Source organism: Bradyrhizobium sp. JR4.1, assembly GCF_040548605.1.
Classification (GTDB): Bacteria; Pseudomonadota; Alphaproteobacteria; order Rhizobiales; family Xanthobacteraceae; genus Bradyrhizobium; species Bradyrhizobium canariense.
Genome location: NZ_JBEPRY010000054.1, coordinates 1 through 18888, shown reverse-complemented (window position 1 = coordinate 18888; position 18888 = coordinate 1). Strand labels below are relative to the sequence as shown.

General features: G+C 58.1%; 17 protein-coding genes and 1 pseudogene. 6 read left to right on the top strand and 12 right to left on the bottom strand.

Annotated features, from left to right (window positions below):
- The 5 genes from ABIB90_RS40870 to ABIB90_RS40850 form a co-directional block, all read right to left on the bottom strand.
- Positions 1–274, bottom strand: a 274-nt coding sequence (locus ABIB90_RS40870; protein ID WP_354202901.1) for an ArdC-like ssDNA-binding domain-containing protein, incomplete at its 3' end; no start/stop codon positions are given.
- Between the two features lie 491 nt (positions 275–765).
- The gene (locus ABIB90_RS40865) at positions 766–948 is read right to left on the bottom strand and encodes a hypothetical protein (protein WP_354101606.1); all 183 of its coding nucleotides are present in this window, start codon (positions 946–948) and stop codon (positions 766–768) included.
- 381 nt (positions 949–1329) lie between these two features.
- Positions 1330–1464 (bottom strand): hypothetical protein, encoded by a 135-nt coding sequence (locus tag ABIB90_RS40860; RefSeq protein ID WP_354101605.1) that lies wholly within the window; start codon positions 1462–1464, stop codon positions 1330–1332.
- Positions 1465–1869: 405 nt separating this feature from the next.
- Positions 1870–2136, bottom strand: coding sequence for a DUF3551 domain-containing protein (locus ABIB90_RS40855; RefSeq protein WP_084462165.1), 267 nt, complete (start codon positions 2134–2136; stop codon positions 1870–1872).
- A 375-nt stretch (positions 2137–2511) separates the two neighbouring features.
- Positions 2512–2778, bottom strand: a complete 267-nt coding sequence (locus ABIB90_RS40850) for a hypothetical protein (RefSeq protein WP_354202900.1) — start codon at positions 2776–2778, stop codon at positions 2512–2514.
- Between the two features lie 841 nt (positions 2779–3619).
- On the opposite strand from ABIB90_RS40850, the gene ABIB90_RS40845 reads away from it, so the two are divergent.
- Positions 3620–4012: an avidin/streptavidin family protein gene (locus tag ABIB90_RS40845; protein ID WP_354101603.1), complete on the top strand. Its 393-nt coding sequence runs from the start codon at positions 3620–3622 to the stop codon at positions 4010–4012.
- A gap of 158 nt (positions 4013–4170) precedes the next feature.
- Here ABIB90_RS40845 and ABIB90_RS40840 read toward each other — a convergent pair whose 3' ends face one another.
- Entirely contained in the window at positions 4171–4707 is a 537-nt protein-coding gene (locus tag ABIB90_RS40840) for a MarR family winged helix-turn-helix transcriptional regulator (protein WP_354101602.1), read from the bottom strand.
- Between the two features lie 195 nt (positions 4708–4902).
- Here ABIB90_RS40840 and ABIB90_RS40835 point away from each other — a divergent pair, with 195 nt between their 5' ends.
- A complete protein-coding gene (locus ABIB90_RS40835) occupies positions 4903–6009 on the top strand; it encodes a patatin-like phospholipase family protein (RefSeq protein WP_354202899.1) in 1107 nt (368 codons plus the stop codon).
- A gap of 281 nt (positions 6010–6290) precedes the next feature.
- On the opposite strand, the gene ABIB90_RS40830 is transcribed toward ABIB90_RS40835, so the two are convergent.
- Together ABIB90_RS40830 and ABIB90_RS40825 are read right to left on the bottom strand one after the other, a co-directional pair.
- Complete coding sequence (locus tag ABIB90_RS40830; RefSeq protein ID WP_354202898.1) at positions 6291–6812, bottom strand: hypothetical protein; 522 nt, start codon at positions 6810–6812, stop codon at positions 6291–6293.
- 14 nt (positions 6813–6826) lie between these two features.
- Positions 6827–7402 (bottom strand): hypothetical protein, encoded by a 576-nt coding sequence (locus ABIB90_RS40825; protein WP_354202897.1) that lies wholly within the window; start codon positions 7400–7402, stop codon positions 6827–6829.
- Between the two features lie 479 nt (positions 7403–7881).
- Here ABIB90_RS40825 and ABIB90_RS40820 point away from each other — a divergent pair, with 479 nt between their 5' ends.
- Complete coding sequence (locus tag ABIB90_RS40820) at positions 7882–9789, top strand: hypothetical protein (protein ID WP_354101576.1); 1908 nt, start codon at positions 7882–7884, stop codon at positions 9787–9789.
- Positions 9790–10022: 233 nt separating this feature from the next.
- Here the strand turns inward: ABIB90_RS40820 and ABIB90_RS40815 are convergent, their stop codons facing one another.
- On the bottom strand, positions 10023–11366 hold the full coding sequence (locus ABIB90_RS40815; protein ID WP_354101575.1) for a type II toxin-antitoxin system HipA family toxin: 1344 nt from the start codon (positions 11364–11366) through the stop codon (positions 10023–10025).
- A complete protein-coding gene (locus ABIB90_RS40810) occupies positions 11356–11634 on the bottom strand; it encodes a helix-turn-helix transcriptional regulator (RefSeq protein WP_240543913.1) in 279 nt (92 codons plus the stop codon). The genes ABIB90_RS40815 and ABIB90_RS40810 overlap by 11 nt, the downstream gene beginning before the upstream one ends.
- 552 nt (positions 11635–12186) lie before the next feature.
- On the opposite strand from ABIB90_RS40810, the gene ABIB90_RS40805 reads away from it, so the two are divergent.
- Together ABIB90_RS40805 and ABIB90_RS40800 are read left to right on the top strand one after the other, a co-directional pair.
- Positions 12187–13500, top strand: coding sequence for a DUF2130 domain-containing protein (locus ABIB90_RS40805; RefSeq protein ID WP_354101574.1), 1314 nt, complete (start codon positions 12187–12189; stop codon positions 13498–13500).
- Positions 13501–13526: 26 nt separating this feature from the next.
- Positions 13527–13832: pseudogene (locus ABIB90_RS40800) on the top strand (transposase family protein); the annotation flags it as partial.
- Between the two features lie 6 nt (positions 13833–13838).
- Here the strand turns inward: ABIB90_RS40800 and ABIB90_RS40795 are convergent.
- Together ABIB90_RS40795 and ABIB90_RS40790 are read right to left on the bottom strand one after the other, a co-directional pair.
- Positions 13839–16307 (bottom strand): AAA family ATPase, encoded by a 2469-nt coding sequence (locus tag ABIB90_RS40795; protein WP_354202896.1) that lies wholly within the window; start codon positions 16305–16307, stop codon positions 13839–13841.
- A complete protein-coding gene (locus ABIB90_RS40790) occupies positions 16294–16497 on the bottom strand; it encodes a hypothetical protein (RefSeq protein ID WP_354202895.1) in 204 nt (67 codons plus the stop codon). The genes ABIB90_RS40795 and ABIB90_RS40790 overlap by 14 nt, the downstream gene beginning before the upstream one ends.
- Before the next feature lie 796 nt (positions 16498–17293).
- Between ABIB90_RS40790 and ABIB90_RS40785 the strand changes: the two genes are divergently transcribed.
- The gene (locus ABIB90_RS40785; protein ID WP_354202894.1) at positions 17294–18529 is read left to right on the top strand and encodes a site-specific integrase; all 1236 of its coding nucleotides are present in this window, start codon (positions 17294–17296) and stop codon (positions 18527–18529) included.
- The last annotated feature ends 359 nt before the right edge of the window (positions 18530–18888 follow it).

The following is an 18888-nucleotide window of genomic DNA, read 5'->3' as shown; positions in this document are numbered from 1 at the left end:
GCGACAGCGCCTGGCGGAAGGTAAGCCAGCTCTGGCCTGTAAATCCGTGTTCGGTCGCGGCACCCCATAGAACTAGAATGTTTATGCCGCTGTATAGGCGGCCGGACGCCGCGCTCTTCGGCAAGGCCAAAGGCGCCTTCGCCGCCGCGCTGCCCCAAGGCTGCACCCACGGCACCCGGCCAGCCTCCAGTTCAGTGATGATCTTGTTGGTGATGTCGTCATAAAGGCTTGCCCGGTCCTCACCGGTGCGCGCCTGAGGATAATGTCTGGACATCGCGGATCTCCGCGACGGGCGCCGCGAGCCTCTCTCGCAGCCTGTAACCCGTCACGGCAAAACCGCGCGACACTCTGACTCTCGCCCTACCTGAGAGAACGCGAAATCTGCGAGGCAGCCAGCCTTCCATCTGGTGTTCATGGTAATGCGTTCAGTTACCTAAGGCCGCAGGCCCCACCAGGCGTGCGCCAATAGCGCATCGCCTCAAGGGAAAATGGCACCCGGAGAGCGTGAGCATAGCGACCCGAAGGGGCACGCGGGTCCGAGTGCAGCGACGAGACCGGTTCAATAGCGGCACCCGGGAACGGGGCAGTGATAGCGATCGCCGCAAGGCGAGCCCCTTTTCCGAGTGCCCCCGGCGAGGAGCTCCTTAAGTTCTTGCGCGAGGGATCGAAGCCGGATGGCCGAGACGCAAAGCGGCTCGGTTCACGAGAGCCCGATGCGGCGAAAGCCGCACGCGCGCACGCGGAAGAGACCGCTAGTCGCAAGATCTAGATTTCCTCGCGCGCATTGGTCTGCACGTCATAGATCCTGATCTGAAGCACAGGAAAACGCTTCTTCAGTTCTTCTCCGCCCGCCTTGGCGCCATCTCTGGTCGCAAACTCGGCCTTGAATCGACCGTCCACTTCAAGGGCGTAACCGGAGGCCGGCAATTCACGGGTGGCTGCAACCATTTCATTCCCATTGTGCGGTAAGTCATCGGGAATGATGGATACCGTGAGTCGCCCGAACCACGCTAGAGCCATCTGCCTGAGCGGCGCAGGACCAGCCATTGCACGTTAAGGATTTCATGAGATCCTCGTCTCATGAACTTGGACGCGAAAAGCATGTCTTGCCTCTTTCCGGCCGCCGCAAGCAGTTCGGCAGAGCCGGGTTGAAAAATTTTCCTTTGAAATTTCAGCTCTTCAGCGGCCCCATATGCTCGGCCCTGGGTCCATAGACCGGCAAGCGCGATAGTGACGAGGACCGTGACTCAGGTCATCGCATAAAGCCCCGCCTCCGCGGCGTTTCAAAAAGCGCCGGAAGCAGGAAGATTAGCGCACCGAGTCCTCCTGTCAGCAGGTCCTGAGTGACTGGACACGACCGGTCAGGGCAGAATCCAATGGGGTAAAAAATGTCAGCTCGCCGCAGCCCGTGAGGGGCTTCCACAGCATGGCATAGAGCACGATCGCGGTCAGCGGGCTGCTCATTCCCGCCTCCAAGCGAATGAATAACAAAACAAGGCAACAGCAGGTTTTTAGTCTGGATCACCGCAAATGCCAGTCCCACCGTGACCGCGGCGGACAAACTTTGGCGCTCCTCGAGCAGATGGCGGACGCTTCACGCGAACCGAACTGAGGCCTCTAGGAATCCTTCCATGCGCCTGTCGCGGCAAGGCCTGGCTGAAAGAACCTGCTCACTCCGGCCAGCAACAGATGTTATGTGAGGCCGATAAGCCATAGCGCCATCATTGCTGGCTTGCGTCCCGGTGCAACCGAGAGCGCGACCGTATTCAAGCGGGATGTCAATCGGGCAGAAGCTCAAGCCTTAAGCTGCCGAGCCGGCGGATCCACTTCTATGATGGTGATATCTCGATAACGCTTGCGGATCACGCATCAGCGCGATGGCCGTCCTTGTCGCTGGAATGCATAGGTTGGATTCACCCCGCAATAGGCCAAGGTACCGGAGGCAGTGGCCATGCACTGGTCATAGGTCGAGAACTCGCAATTGCCCGGATATCCCCAGGTACGTCCCTGCAAGCAATAAACGTCCTGCCGAGCCGGTGGAATGTACGAATGCCCCCGCGAAGCGGCCAGCGAAGGTGATCCAAAGCCGGCGAGGATCGGAAGTGCAAGCACACCAAGAGAGAGAAGGTTGCGCATCTGACTCTAGCCTCCGTCAGGTCTTCGATGAGACGCTAAATGTGATGTTTTTAGATTTGGTCAATGCCACAAGCTCTTGGTGGACCTCTTGTCCGATGGCGTTCGAAAGAACTCCGATCGTCAGAGGCTCCGCGGTTAGAGCAGGATTCCTGCGGCTTCTTCAAAAACATTGCAGTATTCACGCGTCAGGCTAGCAAAAAACCGTACTGAAATAGTCGATCCGAGCTTGCAAATTATCGGTTCGGGGTGCTCCAGCTCTAGGGCGCGGTTATTTCGAACGCGGAAATATCCCGGCCGTTAGAGCATGCATCACTTGAGATGAGCGACTCGAGTGGATCTGGCGCGGCCTAGGAGATTCAGCGACTTTGAGCTCTCCTAGGGTTTTGTGATCGGCCTGATCCGACGCAGCAGCGCCTCGGCATGTTCCTCGCGCTCGCGCATGAAGCGCGCTTGATGTGCTTTGAAGCTCTCGACCCGCTTCCTGATCTCATCGCGCTCGCTGCCGCCATAGTCCGGAAAGCTGAGCTCATGCGGCTCAACCACTTTTTTCAGCTCAGACCCCGACCGCTCGATCTTCAGAGATCTGGTAAACGCCACCGTTTCAGCGAGCAGGGCGTCGAGTTCGCTCTTCCAATCATGCATTAACGCCCCCGTGTGGCACCGCCACACTGGCGGGCCAATCCGTCATAACCAAGCTGCGACTATGAAAGCTAGGCCGATCGCATCTAGGCCGGCCCATCCTTATCCGCTTATCGCTGAAAAAGCGCCGCCGACAATCTCGCCGGCGGCCTTCCGGGTTCAAAATGCTATCGTAAATATATGCAGTCCAGCCCCGGTGGCGAGATATAGACTCAAAACGCGTGCTTTTCTAGTTCTACAGATTAGGAAGCTTAACGCAGCTCGGTCCCATTCAGGTCGGCGACGATCGAGTATCTGTCGCGGCGATGCCTACAATTGCCGGTGCAGGCACAACGTGATTCCCACGGACAGATTTGAGTCGGTGTCCGTTACCCATGTTTCATACAGCGGACGCGCCTCGCTGTGCGGCCAATCGCGATGAGTGGAATCGGATCCTTCAGAATGGGTTGCTCAACTCCATCCAGGTCTGGGCAACCGCCCCTGGTCTCCGCACCCGCAGACGACGTGGACGAGAGCAGCGAGCCTCGGTTGGAAATAGACGGGCATCTGACGGCATCACAGGCCCGGCGGGCCCTCGAACATCCGACTTCGCCGGCATCCGGCGCGATTTGGCGCATATAGGCCGCATCTCGGCGCCGAACGTAAGGTAAGAATAAACGTAAAGGTCAGAACAAAGAGACTCGCCTCGACCTCGACTAAAGGTCTGCTGCAATTGACATGGAATTACTGGGAACACGCTTTGTAGGGTTCAGTCCAAGAATCTTGTAAATGGAAAAACGCCGCCGTATCAGCTAAGCACATGAACCGTCTTGCAACGTTCAAGCGACCTCGTTGGGAATGCAATATGAAGAGATTTCTGGGTTTCCTGCTTATCGCTCAATTTTTCTTCCTTTCCGGGGAGGTCTTAGCGCAAGGGCTTCCTGCTCCTTCATACTGGAAAAACGAACGGGGTTCGGAACTGTTTATTTGGTCAGCCAGCAGCGGGGCATTACAAGGAACGTTCACAAATCATGCTCAGGGATTTGCCTGCCAGGGCATTCCATATCCTGCATCGGGAGCTGTTGGTCCAACCGGCTTGTATTTTGTGGTTACGTTCGCCCAATGTAATTCCTTTACTCGCTGGGTCGCAAAACTCAACGGCTCTCAAATGGCTGCGTCATGGACGCTGTTCTACGTTGATACGAACGGCAAACCCAGCAAGTTGAAGGGCGCAGATATATTCAACCGCGTATGGTAGCTCCCGTTGCAGGGGCGTGATCCAGGGTCCTAACATTGCGCTCGCGAGTTCCTGGCCTCAGCCGCGTGGACGCCTTCCGCAAGCCTGGCTATGCATGACATGAGGGCGTGCAGCGCCCCGCATTCATGCAACGGTTAATCATCCAAAGCGCCTCCATTTTAGCGTCGGCCCCACCCTCGGGCAGATACCGCGCCGCTTTCCAGTTCGGCTTTCAGGCGTGCGCTCTCCAGCCGCTTCCTCAGCGCTGCAAGGCGGCTCGACAGCCTCGTCAATTCCTCGTTGCCAAGCTCACCGAAAACGAACTGATCCACTTCCTGCTGTTGCGCAGCGATGTTCGCGAGACGCTTACGAGCTTTGTCCGTTAGAGACAGCTGGACCACCCGAGCATCCCTGATACCGGGCTTACGCCGTATAAATCCGAGTTTCTCCAGCGCCTTGGAATGTAGGGTGATGAAGGATGGATCGACTTTCATCAGTTTTGCAACGATGCCGGCCGGCGCCCCCCCATTCTTGCCTAAGTCTGTCACCGCCATCAATATCGCCAATTGTGTTCCAGTAATGCCAAGTGCCTCGGCTCGGACGTGAAGAAAATCCTCCAGACAGACGTTGAGGGTTCTGATCTCCAGCGTTAATCGTCGCACCAATTCCTGACTCTCAGCAGAGCCATTCCCGGCTTGAATCGCTTGCTTAGCCAAATGCGGTACCGCCGAATGTTATGACCATACTCAAAGCTCGTTCGCGCTGACAAGGCTGGAGAAAGGGACAATGCCTGGCCGTTCCTGTTCAGGCCTCACGCGCTTCCTTCCGAAAGACGTGGTCCGAAGTAGGTGCCCGCGAGCGAGCCCCCCGCCCTACATGTCGGCGCCTCTGCCAACATACGGCTCTCACCAATGACTGGCCAACATGTCCGTTCAAAAAAGACCTCGATCGTCGTGTCGCACACCGGCGTGACACTACATCAGTTACGCTCGGGCCACAGCTGCGGGAAGACCGGTTCTCGGATCGGGCGCCGGGCGAGCGTCTTTCTGAAGCGGCGCACCTCTGCTGGTCTACAGCATCTAAACTTTGCACGTCAATGCGGCGGAATTCATCGAAAAACATCCTCCGAACGCCGAAATCAAGCGCGATCGCGCCATTGCATGTCGTGTCTGTGTGGCTGGGGGACACCAGCTGATTTTCACGCAAGCACGCACCAACTGCTGGCCGGCAGGGCCATCGCGAACTTCGTGTTTCAGCGCTGGAGGGGCGCGCGTCAACTCATCGCCTCGAAATATTCCTCTAAGCCGCTGCACGACGCGCTCGCGGGGGCGCTTGGCGATCGGCGGCTCGGCGAGAGCCATACCCGCCTGGTCGTGCCAGCATGGCACCCCATGCTCGAACGCGTCTACATATACAAGACCGCCCATCATCCGCGCCTCGAGACCGACTACAGAGTTTCTGCGGTCGATGCGGCGATGGCAACGGCGGCAGCTCCAACGTTCCTGAACCCACACACCACCGAGGATGCCATCGAGCTTGTCGACGGCGGCGTTTGGGCGAACAACCCGATCGGCGTCGCCTCGATCGAAGCCATCGGAATGCTCGGCTGGCCGGCCGATCGGCTGAAGATCCTAAGCATAGGCACGATCAACGACGTAAAGGCGCCGCCGCGGTGGAAAGGCAAGCTGCCCATGGCGACATCGATGGTACGCCTGTTTATGGCCGGACAGTCGCACAGCGCAATGGGTACGGCAAAGATCGTCACGGGCGACGTCCATCATCGGCAGGCAATCTGGCGGATCGATCAAACCGCTCCGTTGGGGCGGTACACCCTGGATAACGCCGGGCGCATTACCGAGATGAAAAACCGTGGCTTCACCGAGGCTCGCGAGCAGTTGCCGATTCTGCGGCGCCACTTCTTCGCTCAGCAGGCGAAGGAGTTTGTTCCCTGCCATTCGCTGAACTCCGAGAGCACCGATCTCGATCGCAACAAATCTGCGCTAGATCCAGCCGCATAGCAGTCGCTATCTGCCCTTGACTGTCGTGCTATTGAACAACGGATGCTATCGCATCATCATGCAACGCCACCAGGCATTCTATGGATTTCCATGAGCAATCAAACGATTTACCGCAATGGCGCGCGCTTGGCCTAGGGCCACCCGCGATACCGAAGGCGCTTGACTTCACGAGGTCTTGTCGGCCGCGATCGAACGCCGAGGTTCGGAGTTCATAGAGGAGGTCGTCGACGGCGCTCTTTGAAGAAAGCGTGACATCAACGCCACGCTCTGGCGTTGACGTCTCAAGGCGCGGGACAGTTCTTCTCAGCCACGCATCTAACGCACTGGATCGCCCAAGCCTTGATGTTATCGGCCGCAGGCTGCCGGATGATCACTCCGCGAATTCGAATGTTCTGCCACGCACGTCCTTCACCTGGTCCCCTGCCATCGCAGCTGATCGGCACAGTTACGGTTCGATTGTCCGCGGAGATCGACGGCTGACCATACCTGCCGTTATTCTGGCTGATATTATCTACGCTGATCGCATCGATCGAACGATTTTGAATGATCGTCCCGGGAGGGGCCGTGTAAGTCACCGCGCCGCTCCTGTCGTTGCGACGAATACGCGGCGGGAAGCCAACGACATCCCCCGCCGGGCAGGTTATCTCTCCCTCTTGCGTGAACTGTTGCGGGCTTTCATACGCGGCTTGTAGGTTTGCCATGCATTGGTCGATCTCGTCGGCCCAGACAACATCGGTCGAATAGGCCACGGTAAGCAACAATGCACCAATCGTTCTAGCCTGGCGCGCCAATGATGTCGGCATCTTGGTTACCCTCTTCACTTGCCTGCCTGCAGGCACTGGCGTGATTGAACGGTCACTTCAGCGACCGACAACTTTTCCTTGTCGATCGCGTTCAGACAGGCGTTGACGCGTGCCACGTCAACCTGAGGTCCTTGTCCGACGGGAGAGGCGGAAGGCGTGTCCGATCGTGGTACCGGCTGGACCACCGGGGGTGTTTGAGTCGGTTTCTCCGATTTGGCGACGGCCACCGATTGACCGAACGTGACTAGCTCTGCGAACGAACCTGGCCAGCGGAAGAAGAAGCAGCTGATGCACAAGCCCAAGACCACGCAGATGCTCAGCGTATAAGCCCAAACAATCACGAAAACCGGTAAACGGAGGATGGCAAACCCTTGGCGATCACGCCCCAATATTCCCGCGATTGCAGATACGATCAGGAACAGGATGAGCAATATCAATATGACGATTGCTCCAAGCGCAGCGACGCTCCAACTGATGCGGAAGGACTCGATGATGGCCAGCACCGCAACAATGGCGATCGCCGGCCACACGATACGGGTGGCCGGGTACTCTCGATTTGCCTCCCGCAGGAGCTCAAGAGGCGAAACCATGAAAACTCCTCAGTCAAAAAGCTACAGTGAATGATTCTTGGCGAAGACCTTACCGCTCGCCTTTCGCCACACGTGGAAGACACGCGCCCTTTAGAGCACGGTCGCAAGCGGCTACCTTGCTTACCGCGCAACAGCTTGAAATTGCTCGACCCAAATAACTTTTCACTCTACAATCTAGGGCTGTACGCCGTTTGTCAAGATGAGCTCCGGGTCTAGTCGACACGCAATGAGACGATCTTCAATCCTGACGAGGTCCATGACGCCAAACCAACCGCCGGTCATCGTGGATTGGCTGTAGGAATGCGACGAAAGGTCGACCGGCGCTGCCAACGGCCTTATCCGTCTGGCAGCGCACGTCTGCCGAGGGGCAAATGGGCATGGATCTCGAAGGCAGGCTTCACCGAAGCATTTCGACGCTTGCGATCCAGAACTCTCCGGAAGTATGAGACCACCTCGCCTTCGCCACTGAAAGAACGTCGATGACTGATTTTAATTTCACGCTTGATACGTTCCTTGACCGCCGCGAGATGCGATCGCTGATCATCAACGATACGCGGCTTCAACCAGATCATTTCAAGTTTGAGAAGGAGCAGGCGAACGCGCTCATTGAGCGATTTCGCGTCAGCGCCCCCGAATTCTGCCGGACATACGACACATTCATCGCAATCTTCGATGATTTGCGAAATGCGCTGGCATCCTACCGCCTATCCGCTAAGCACTCCGAACCAGTACGCCGTTCTGCGGTCCTTTTGTCGCTATTTGACGGCTTCCACATATTCGATCAACCATTCATTCCGGCAACCGATTCCGATACTATTTCCGAATCCGACCTGATGAACCTTCGCGCTTTCCGGACGGCCGATGGCAACGACTATTCCGGCGACGATCTCCTGGAAGGCATTTTTGACACGCTCAAAGTTGCACTGGATTACTGCGCCTTCCTCAAGTCGCAAACTGATCATGGCGATGGCGCGGCCCCGGACCTTCGCTTGCTCTTCAGAGTCTTCAATCAGTTCAGGATTTACAAGAACGACTGGCTAGAATGCCTCTGCCTTGGCAACGAGGTGGATACCAAGCCGGAAGCGCTCGCAGACAATGCTATTGAGATTGCACAGCGAATCAGTTTGGCGCGCGAGGGGTCGCTGAGAATGCAGCACATCTCGTTCGGCGGCGCCAAAGGCTTCGCCGTGGCACAGCATCGTTTCGTCGACGGCCAATTGCGCGTGGGACGAAAAAATCGACGGGACTTTGCCAAATTTCGCGCGAGCATGCACGATCATATTGCCTATCCGTTCCTAAGAAACATTATTCGGCATCTCAAGGCGGATCATCCCGCTTCGCGCGCGCTCGATATTTATCTTCTCCTCACCTTCATATCACTCGGAAACCTCTCCCGCTTCGGCCTCAAGAACGAGAGCAACTCATATTTGTTCGACGCGACGTCATTCGGCGCATTTGTTGCGGCCTTCCTCGACATGGACGAGAAAGTGGCTAGCGAGCTGTTGGACCGGTTCGTGTTCGTACCGGGCCAGAAGCACGACATATGGTTCACCCCACTCGTACGTTTTGAGACGAGCTACGCGCTGCTCTCTCCGATGTGCGCTCATGCGAACTTCGAGCGTTACGTCGAGGAACTAGTATCGGGTAACGATGACATAGACATCGGCCGCGATTTCGAGACCTACATCGCTGACCTGACGTCGCGCGCGATCAAGAAGGCGTTGCTGCCCTTCGCGGTCCGTGGGCCCATGAAGCTAAAGCCGAACGCCTCGACTTTTGAGGAGATTGATCTACTGATCCTAGCCGATAAGACAATCTACCTCGCCGAAGTGAAGTACGATGCGTTCTCAGCCGAGCCACTTGCAATTCTGCAGCACGTGGAAAAGATGGCCGGAGCTTGCAAACAGGCTGCCAGAAAGGCGGACTTCCTTATCGCGAATTGGTCGGCCCTGTCTTCGAGCCTGAACTGGCCGGCTGACATCGAGGGAGTTGTTCCATTCGCCTTGACAGAAAAGACTTTCCTGAATGGCTTTTCGTTCCGCGGAGTGCCGATCGTTGCCCTGAGGGATTTCGAGGACTTTTTCAGTGGAGAGATCTTATTCAACTTGAGCCTCGGCAAAGGCGGGATTATTTCCGGCGGCTCCTTTCAGAAGACCTTCGAGAGTCCCCAGTCCGCGGCCTCGGACCTCGAAACGTATCTGAGCGAGCCTCTGAGACGACGGGAATTCGCAAAGCGCCTCCGGATCCGGGCGATCGACCGCACACCGACGCAAGAGGTGAGAATTTCCTACCGCAGACACGAATTCGAAGTCGTCAACGTGGTTTCGTCCGGGGATCAGGATTCATCTTCACGGGAGGGAAGTGCTTCCGTGTCCACCGGACGCTAGATGGCGAGCACGCTGCTGAAACCACAATTCGTTGCGCTGGACTCCTCCCACGTTGCGGATCTTGCGCGTGATCGCGCCTCCATTGACGAGCGATTTCGGCATCTCGAAGGAATTCCAGAGCGCGTTTGATACGACGGGTATCCGAGATCTGCGCGGGCGCGCTCGCTTGCCTGAGGACATTCGGCATCGCCTTCGGGCTATGCACCTGCGATTTTCGCTCGTTTCCCGCTCGCTTAGCGTGGACGGGTGGTCGGCAGCTCTTCGACGTCGTCGGTTGCGATCGTCGGATCCTCCAAATTGTAAACGAACCCTTCGTAAATGAACGCGCTGCGGATCAGTTCGCAATCCCGCTCGCTGACGCCAACTTGCCGGCAGACTCGATACCAGGCCTCATCGATGGTAGCTCTCATGCCGTCAACGATTGCCGTGGCGTCTTCTCTGGACAAGAGAAAACGTTCGCACTGCGACAGCAAGTTGACCCGGTTCGCGTATCGTCCCCAGTCGCCGAATGCCATCGCCAGGTCCCGGCGCTCCAATGCAATCATCGGGTTCGGTGTGAGGTCGTATGCCGGCGACAGCGACCACGCCTGGTCCTTTGCCAAGATGGCATGGTTACGTGGATGATCGTCGGTATTCGAGATGAGGGTGTTAAAGCACACACGCCGAAACAGCTCTGGCAGATCCTTCGACTGACTTCCGGATGCGGCTCGCCGTATTTCGTCAGCCAACAGAAGATATGACCATTTTTGACGCTTATCGGCAGTGTCGGGCGTGTCATCCGCATCGAGCAGCGTCAAGGCGCTCACCATCCTGCTGCGGTGGTAACCCTTCTCGGCCTTATTCCGATCGAACCGCTTGATCAGGACGACATCCTTGTCGCCGATCGTGGTCATCCGGCTCTCCGCGCACGAGATCCCGCACTCGCGAGCAAGGGTCAGCATGGCGTGCTCGACCCGCGGGTTGTTCCATCGATCGTCGCGATGGGGGAATTTCGCGAGCCAAAGCGCATCCTCGTCCTCGACGGTAGCCTTCGGCCGCGCACCCCCCATCGAAGTGCCCGCACGCATCAACGCCTCGGCCTGTTCAGCGTCAGCACCTCCTGGTACTCGTGCTGCTGGATCCTTTTCAGCGGCGACGATCTGGTCGGCCACTTCGATCAAACGCGCCAAGTCCAGCGTCTTGTTGAACGTACGAACAGGTGCCGGCGGTTGCACGTTAAGACCAAAGCCCAAGGCGCCGGCGCGATCGTCGGGTGAGTTGAGCAGATATTGAATTTCGCTCGGCGACGGATTGCCCAGACGAGTTTCGATCAGCTTGCGTCCCCAGGCGTCCGGAGAGCTGTCCCGCAACGCGCCAAAATTGCCCCGCAGCTTCGTTGTCCGGAACGGAGGGACTTGAATCTTGAGCTCGACCGGATCGAACTCGACGCGATCCTTTCGCTCGAGGTAGCTGCGGCCATAGATGAATTGTCCAACGGCGGCCCCTTGGCGTGTCGTGTCGAGTTGATACCGCCCCGCCGTAACCGGTTCTGTCTGGCCTGGCAGCGTGATGTAGACGAAACACTCCTCAGAAGGCATTGCTTGGTCCTCCCCCCTGTCGCGCACGCTCGCGCTCATCGAGGCCGCTTAGCGCGAGCCCCTCCTCATCATTCTTCGGGTTGGCAACGTCGGCAAGCGACGGGAGCAGATTCATTGCCCACAGCATGCCGACATACACGCCGGCACTGGTGCTCAATTTCCCGTTCTCAGCGTCAGCGATGACGTGACGATCTACGCCCAGCTTAGCTGCCAGCTCTGCATGGCTCAGGTTGCGGCGCAGGCGCGCGGTCCGGAGATTGTTGCCCAAGCGCTTGATCGCCTCCTGAACGGCTGAGGGTGGCGCGCTGATTAATTGGCTACGAGGAGGCATGGCGTCTTAAGGCTCCCTTAAAAGGCTTTTTGGCGCCTTATGGCTCCTGGAGAATATAGCCACTCCTCCCTGCGATGTCAATGGCTTGGCGCCTTAAGCTACCGCAAATGGATATATTGGCGTCTGAAGACGCCACTAGAATTCTCGGAAAGTTTAAAAATTCGAACGGCTAACCGAGTGCAACCTTGCGCCTCAACATGGGCTCGCGGATCTGGGGCCCGATCCCCGATAGCCATCAGATTAAGAAACCAATTGACGGCCGCCTCGTGAGTACATAACAGGAACATCTAACATTGCCCCCTTTCGACCTCGCTCAATGTGGCAAAGCCAGTCTCCGCCAAAGCGCCGGCGATTTCTGCCCAACTCGAAAGTGCGGATTGCGTGGAAAAGCTCTGCGATCGGCGAACAGCATGTGGACATCGCCGCCTCAGACGCCCCAACCGCGCTTGGATGATGTTCAATCCGCACCGATCCGAATGAGGAAAGTTCATGAGCTTTAAAGCAGCGGCAGCCGGAGCTTCAACTGAACCGACCCTGCAATGTCCCAATTGCAATCACGAGATCCGTTTGACGGAATCGTTGGCTGCTCCGCTGCTTGCTGAGACGCGTCAACGCTTTCAGGAACAGCTGGCGAGCAAGGACGCCGAGTTGGCTCGCAAACTCGAGGTGCTGCGGCTGGAACGCGAGCAACTTTCGAAGGACCGCGAGCAAGTCGAAGACCAGGTCAAACAGCGATTGGCGGCAGAGAGGGCCCAACTTGCCGCTAGCGAGGGAAAGAAGGCGCGCGAGGCGGCTGCTGCTGAGCTAGAGGCAAAAGAATCGGAGACTGCAGAGCTGCGGGCCAACTTGGCCAACAATAACCTCAAGCTCGCCGAGGCGCAGAAGCAACAAGCCGAAATGATGCGACAGCAACGAGCGCTCGAGGACGAAAAGCGCGAGCTCGACTTAACCATAGAAAAGCGCGTGCAGGCATCCATCGGGGAAATCCAGGCTAAGGCAAAGCAGGATGCCGACGAAGCTGCGCGCTTGCGCGTTGCGGAAAAGGACCAAACGATCGAGTCTATGGCCCGCACGATCGAGGAGTTGAAGCGCAAGGCAGAGCAAGGTTCGCAACAGTCGCAAGGTGAGGTTCTCGAACTTGAACTCGAGGAATTGCTTCGAGGAAGGTTTCCGACCGATCTGATCGAGCCGGTCGGCAAGGGTGAGCTCGGTGCCGACGTGATACAGCAGGTGAACGGCTCGATCAGTCAGCCCGCCGGCATCATCCTCTGGGAGTCAAAACGGACAAAGGCCTGGAGCGACGGTTGGCTTGCAAAACTTCGCGATGATCAACGCCGCTGTGGCGCCGATGTGGCGCTCATCGTCTCACAGACCCTGCCGAAGCATGTGGAACATTTCGATCTCATCGACGGCATCTGGGTTGCTCATCCGCGATGTGCGCTCCCGGTTGCAGTGGCTCTCCGCCAGGGACTGATCGACGTCAACAGTTCGCGCATGGTTCAACAGGGACAGCAGACCAAGATGGAGCAGGTCTACCAGTACCTGACCGGCACGAAATTCCGCCAGCGGGTAGATGCCGTGGTCGAGAAGTTTAACGATATGCGCGAGGATTTGGACAAGGAACGCAAATTCTTGGGGAGGCAGTGGGCCAAGCGCGAAACGCAAATATTGGCTGTGATCGAGTCGACCGTCGGCATGGTGGGTGACCTGCAAGCGATCGCCGGCAAGGCGATGCCGGAGATTCCGAGTCTAGAGGTCCCAATGCTGGAAGCCGTAGGCGAACCTGACCGGAAAATAGGATAATCGCATATCGATCCTCGCCATCACGCGTGGTCGATAGCAATTGTCTGCAGGTATTGCTGGCTTTGAGCCCCGGCGAGGCACACGACGTCCGACTTGCCGGAAAATTGCCATCTCGTCCTGAAATTCGGGTCGAATGCTCCTTGCCAGCTGTGGCTACGACGTCGATTGGATCAGAGAACTTGCCTTGAAAAGGGCACCTAGGCCAACATCCCGCGAAAAGCAATCGCAGCGATCCAATCTGCGTCAGCCTTTATCTCTACCGGACCTGCAACTGGGTCGAGCGGTTCTTCAACAGGATCAAACAATGTGGCCGGGCTGAAACGCGCTGCGACTGCGCGTCATTTCTTTTTCGCCACCAGGTTGAGACTGATCGTGCCGCAGCTGCAGCGGAGCACCTCCTTGTCGCCCTTGATAGGTGAAACACAGAGGAACTCACCGCAGTCGGTGTTCGGGCATTGCATCAGCCGAAGCAATTCCTGAAACGAACTCGCGACCGCAACGAATTCCTTCGGCTGGAGATCCGCCCAGGCGTTGTAATGGACGGCCTTGTTGATCATCCATTCCTCTGACTTCGTCGCAGCAACGCGTTTCTTGGATTCCACCTGGAGCGTTTCGGCCTCCTGGATATTCTTGCCCCATGAGGCCGCAGAATCGCGTGCCTCCTGGAGGCGGGCTTTCCATGCGGCCAGCACGCTGGGCCAGAGATCGCCGAGATCGTATTGTCCGTTACCGTGGTATTCGATGCGAGCACGCAGGTTGTCCGCTAAGATCGTCGATGTGAATTCGAGGTAGCGCCGCAACGTTCCCGCCGCCTGCGGCACATTGCCCTTGGCGAGGCATCCGTCGATCTGCGTCCAGACATCGCCTTCGGTCCAGACCTGTAGGCCCCCGTCAACCGTCCAGCCGCCGAAGCTGAGTGTGCTCTGAACTAGCTTTTCGCTCTGCATGAACTTGAGCCACACCCCGTCGTGGGTGGTCAGAATAAACTGGGTGTTTGGGAACTTTTGCTTCAGGAGTGCACAGACCTCACGCCGGTGGCCGGCGTCGACCGACATCAGAACATCGTCCAAGACGGCGAGTGTGAACCCGTCGCCGAGCGTATGCTTCACCAGCGCGAGATAGAGGCAAAGCCCCATGCCGTCTTGATGGCCCTCGCTATGATAGGCCCCCGGAGGAAACTTGCCGCGCCCGTAGAAGTCGACATCGAAAGCGAGCTTGCCGAATGACGGCGAGAGCTTGCCCTCGAACTTGTCCTCATCGTCACGGTTGATGAAGCTGTAGTATTCGGTGAAATCCTTCTGCACCTTTTCGTAGATGCCCTCCAGGATTGCGGTGCTGACCGCGCCGTAGTGGCTCAGCACGGCCGAAGCCTTCTCGGCCTGCTGCGCCGACAAACTCAGCGCGCGCTGCGTCACTCGGCATTGATCGTACTTTTCCTGCGCGACGATCAGAAACTCCTTCGCCGCTTCCTCCTTTGAAGGATCTGGCAACGTGTCGATGTAGGCCGCCAGACCGTCTGTGGCTTGGAGCAGCTCGCCGGGGGTGGGCGTACCCAATCGGCCGAGCGCTTGCAGGGCCTCAGCAATGACCGCTGGATCGCGAACGATCTTCTCGAGGATGACCCGGTCGCCGTCGAGCACCTCGGCATGCGCGCCGAGCGCCGAAGCATCTATCGGAGGGGTGGCCTTTTCGCACCATTGGGCCACCTTGCCGGCTTCGCGGACCACTGCCTGCAGGTGCGCCGTGAGAGGAGCGATTGCGGATGCAAGCTGCTTCAGAACCGCGGAGGCGGCGTCGGCCTTTGCGATCTTCTCCTGAAGATGGGCGACCAACGCGGCCATTTCCCAGACGTTGTCGCAGAGCGGACAAGCATCTTCCTCGATCAGTTCGAGCCCCCGTTCGAGCAGCGCACGTTGCTTGACCACCTTCAGCAAGGCAGGATCATCGGTAAGCTTGGTAAGCCCGGCAACAGCCGCAGTCTTCTCACCTAGTATTCCCGCCTGCTGCGAGACAGCCAGACAGTCCTGATAGGCTGCAAGGTCGCTCTTGGCACCAAGCTTGGAAAAGGGCTGCGGCGCCTTCTCTTCGGCCTCTGCATTGACGCCGGCCTTCAGGGCATTTGCCGGCGCGAGGTCCGTGATCGGATCGAGCTTCAGAACGGCCCGCCGGGCATTCACCGCGGCAAGCAGGTCATTTTTCTTCGGAGCCGCAATGTCAAGATGCCGATAGAAGTCGGACTTGGTCCGCCGATCTTCCGCCTCAGCACGGGTATGATCTCGCTTTGCCTCATTGGCAACGCGCTGAAACGAGGTCCGCAGCTTTTCGAGTTGATCGAGACGCAGAAGTTCCTGGACGTATTGCGACCGCTTCCCTGCCGGGACGAGGATGTATTTGATGATCTCGCGACGGGACAGCGCAAACTCGGGATGGGTTTCGAGCTGGGCGAGGATCGCCTTGGTGTCGGCGTCATTCGGCTTCAACGTCGCGATGCTTGCGTTCTTGACGCTCCGTTCGATTGTGAAGCTTTTCTTCAGTGCAGGCGCATAGACCTTGAGGCGGACCAATGCGTTCTCGGGCTTCTTGCTCGAGTCCACATGCGGCGCGTGCGCCTTGACACTCAGCTCAGCCGTCCCCGCGCCGCCAAGCCGCGTGACGTTTCCGGTGAGGGCAAACTCGATTGCGTCCACGATACCGCTCTTACCGGTGCCGTTCGGGCCCGCGATGCCGAGGCTCCTTCGCCCGAGCGAACGCTTCAGATGCCGGATGCCACGGAACTCGACAATTTCGATTTCTTCAATCTGGATCATCGGTCTGCTCCGCAGGGGTGAAGATCGCTTCCCGCAGGCTTTCTGCGTCCAGCTTGTGATCCGCCAAAGCCTGTCGCAGCGCGGAGAGCGATGCTGGCGGAAGGGTCTTGTGGTCCTCGAGCCTTTGCAAGAAAGCGTCGATCACGGACGAGACCGTGGATGAAAAAGGCGGATCACTCGGAGCAGCCATCTTTGTCCTTACCGTCCGCCATCGCGTCACGACGTATGCCGTTCATCGCTCGCCGACGCGATGCGCGCAATCTGAGGGTGCGCCACGGAAAATCGAGGGCCCAGCTTGCAGCGGGTGAATATACATGCCGTATAAATGAAGGCGTTTGCGCCGGCTAGATGGGACGCGCCGAATCCTATCGCGGATGTTGGTATGCAAGGACTCGATTGCGGCTCGACGCGGAGCTCCTGGAGGCGCGAAGCACCGCCGCCGCACGATATCTAATCCTTGGGAGAGTCCCTAGCCTGGCCAAGAAGGCCGTTTTACGTCACCCAAGTCGCCCCACGAGACGAATGCGATCTCAAGGGGAACGCAAGTATTTGATTTATAGAGAAATTTGGTGGGCGCACCAGGGCTCGAACCTGGGACCCGCTGATTAAGAGTCCGGAAACAGTCCGATTTGTACTCCGGAACCGCCGATTGCCGTACCACTTAGAGGCAACCCTTCCCGAGGAGCAGATTTCGCATACACCTTGGACCTAGCGGCCGAGCCAAAGGCCTCATGAGTACGGCGTCCAAACATGCCGAAACTTAAGACCGACAAGCTCGCCCGCGCAAAAGCACGTCCCGATCCGACCCAATGGGGAGAGGACGAAGTGATGACCCTTGTTGAGGCTGCTACAGTGTTTTTTCCGCACGGTCCATTGACTGTATCCTCGTTGCGCAGGGCTGCGGTCGCAGGGACTCTTGCAATCGCCAAAGTGGCAGGCAAAGATTTGACGACACCTCGCGCAATCCGCAAATTAGTGAAGCCGTCATGCCGGGCCGCAAAGCCAAGCCGCCACGCCTCTGGTTTAGAGAGGACGATGAAACCTGGATCATCCTCGACCGTGGCCGGCAAATCCGCACAGGCCGCGGCCGCGACGACATTGACGGAGCTGCGAAGGCGCTCGAAGCCTACATCGGCGAGCGGCATACCAGCACGATCGGAGCAACCGACCCTAGCGTCCTCGCAATAGCCGACGTTCTTACGGCCTATGAGATTTCAAAGCGGCCCAAGAATAAGAGCGACGAACGCGCGTGGGCGCAACACGACCTACTGCTCATTCGCCTGCTCGATCTCAACAATTTCTTTGGAGACAGAACCGTCGGCGAGCTCAAAGCCCAGCTCTGCCGCGACTTTGTCGACTGGTCTACCGGCACCGCGAACGACAATGATAGGAAAGCCGGCATCAAGCCGCGCAACGGGACTGTCTCTGATCAAACCGCGCGACGCCGGCTTGAAGATTTGCGAGCTGCGGTGAACGCCTACCACGCCGAGGACACGCTCAGCGTCGTTCCGAAAATCACTCTTCCTCCCAAGGCGGAGGGGCGACACCGCTGGCTGACGCGCAATGAGGCCGCGCGCCTGCTTGGTGCAGCAATCGGCTACGTGTGGGACACCGAGCAGTCGACGTGGAAGCGCAGGGAAGACGGCGCGCTCGTGCGCCGTCGCTATCCTGCGGCGCGCTTCTGCCTGGTTGGCATCTATAGCGCTCGTCGCGAAGAGACGATCCGGCGCACCCAGTGGCTGCCAACAACGACCCATCCGTGGATGAACCTGGACGCGATGGTCTACCAGGGCAAGGGGGCGCTGGAGCGGTCAACCAAGAAGCGGCGGCCGCCAGCAAAGATCGCCAGCCGTCTGCGCCCCCACCTAGTTCGATGGCGCGGGATCGACCATGCTCGGTCGGCAGAACTCCGCGCCACTGGGGTCATGAGGGACGGTGAGCAAATCCGGTTCGTCGTGAACCGCATGCACGACGGTCAGCCGCTTGCCGGCAAGATAAGGTCAGCCTGGGAAGGCATTCTGGAGGATGCAGGGCTGGGCGATGACGTGGTCCGGCATTCGCTACGCCATACCGCAGCGACTTGGCTGATGCAGGCAGGCGTGGACATGTGGGAAGCCGCCGGCTGGCTCGGAATGACGGTTGAGCAATTGGAGGCCAATTACGGCCATCACCACCCGGACTTCCAGGAAGAGGCGGCGGAAGCGTTTGGGGGAAGGCGCTGAGCTGGGCACTATTTCGCCGCGAGCTATTCGAGCCTTCATGTCAGCCAAAATCAGCTTGTGGTGCTTGGCCATTCCTATGTTTCCCGCGGTTCCCGATCGTCTCATTTTTTCCCGCTTCGAGCGGTTGAAGATCGTCGGGGATCTATCTGCATTACCTGCCCTCTACGTCCTTGGCTTATGCCTCAAGGTCGACGGGCATGGCTGATGTGCCTCCAATCATTGCACATTTCATTGCGCGGGAAAAACATCGAAACTATAAGTACTTTGAGCGACCCGAGACATAGGTGACAGTTCGTACCGGACACATGGGTTACACTTTCCGCTTTTGTTCTGCGGGAGGTGTAGATGCCGTGGAAAGC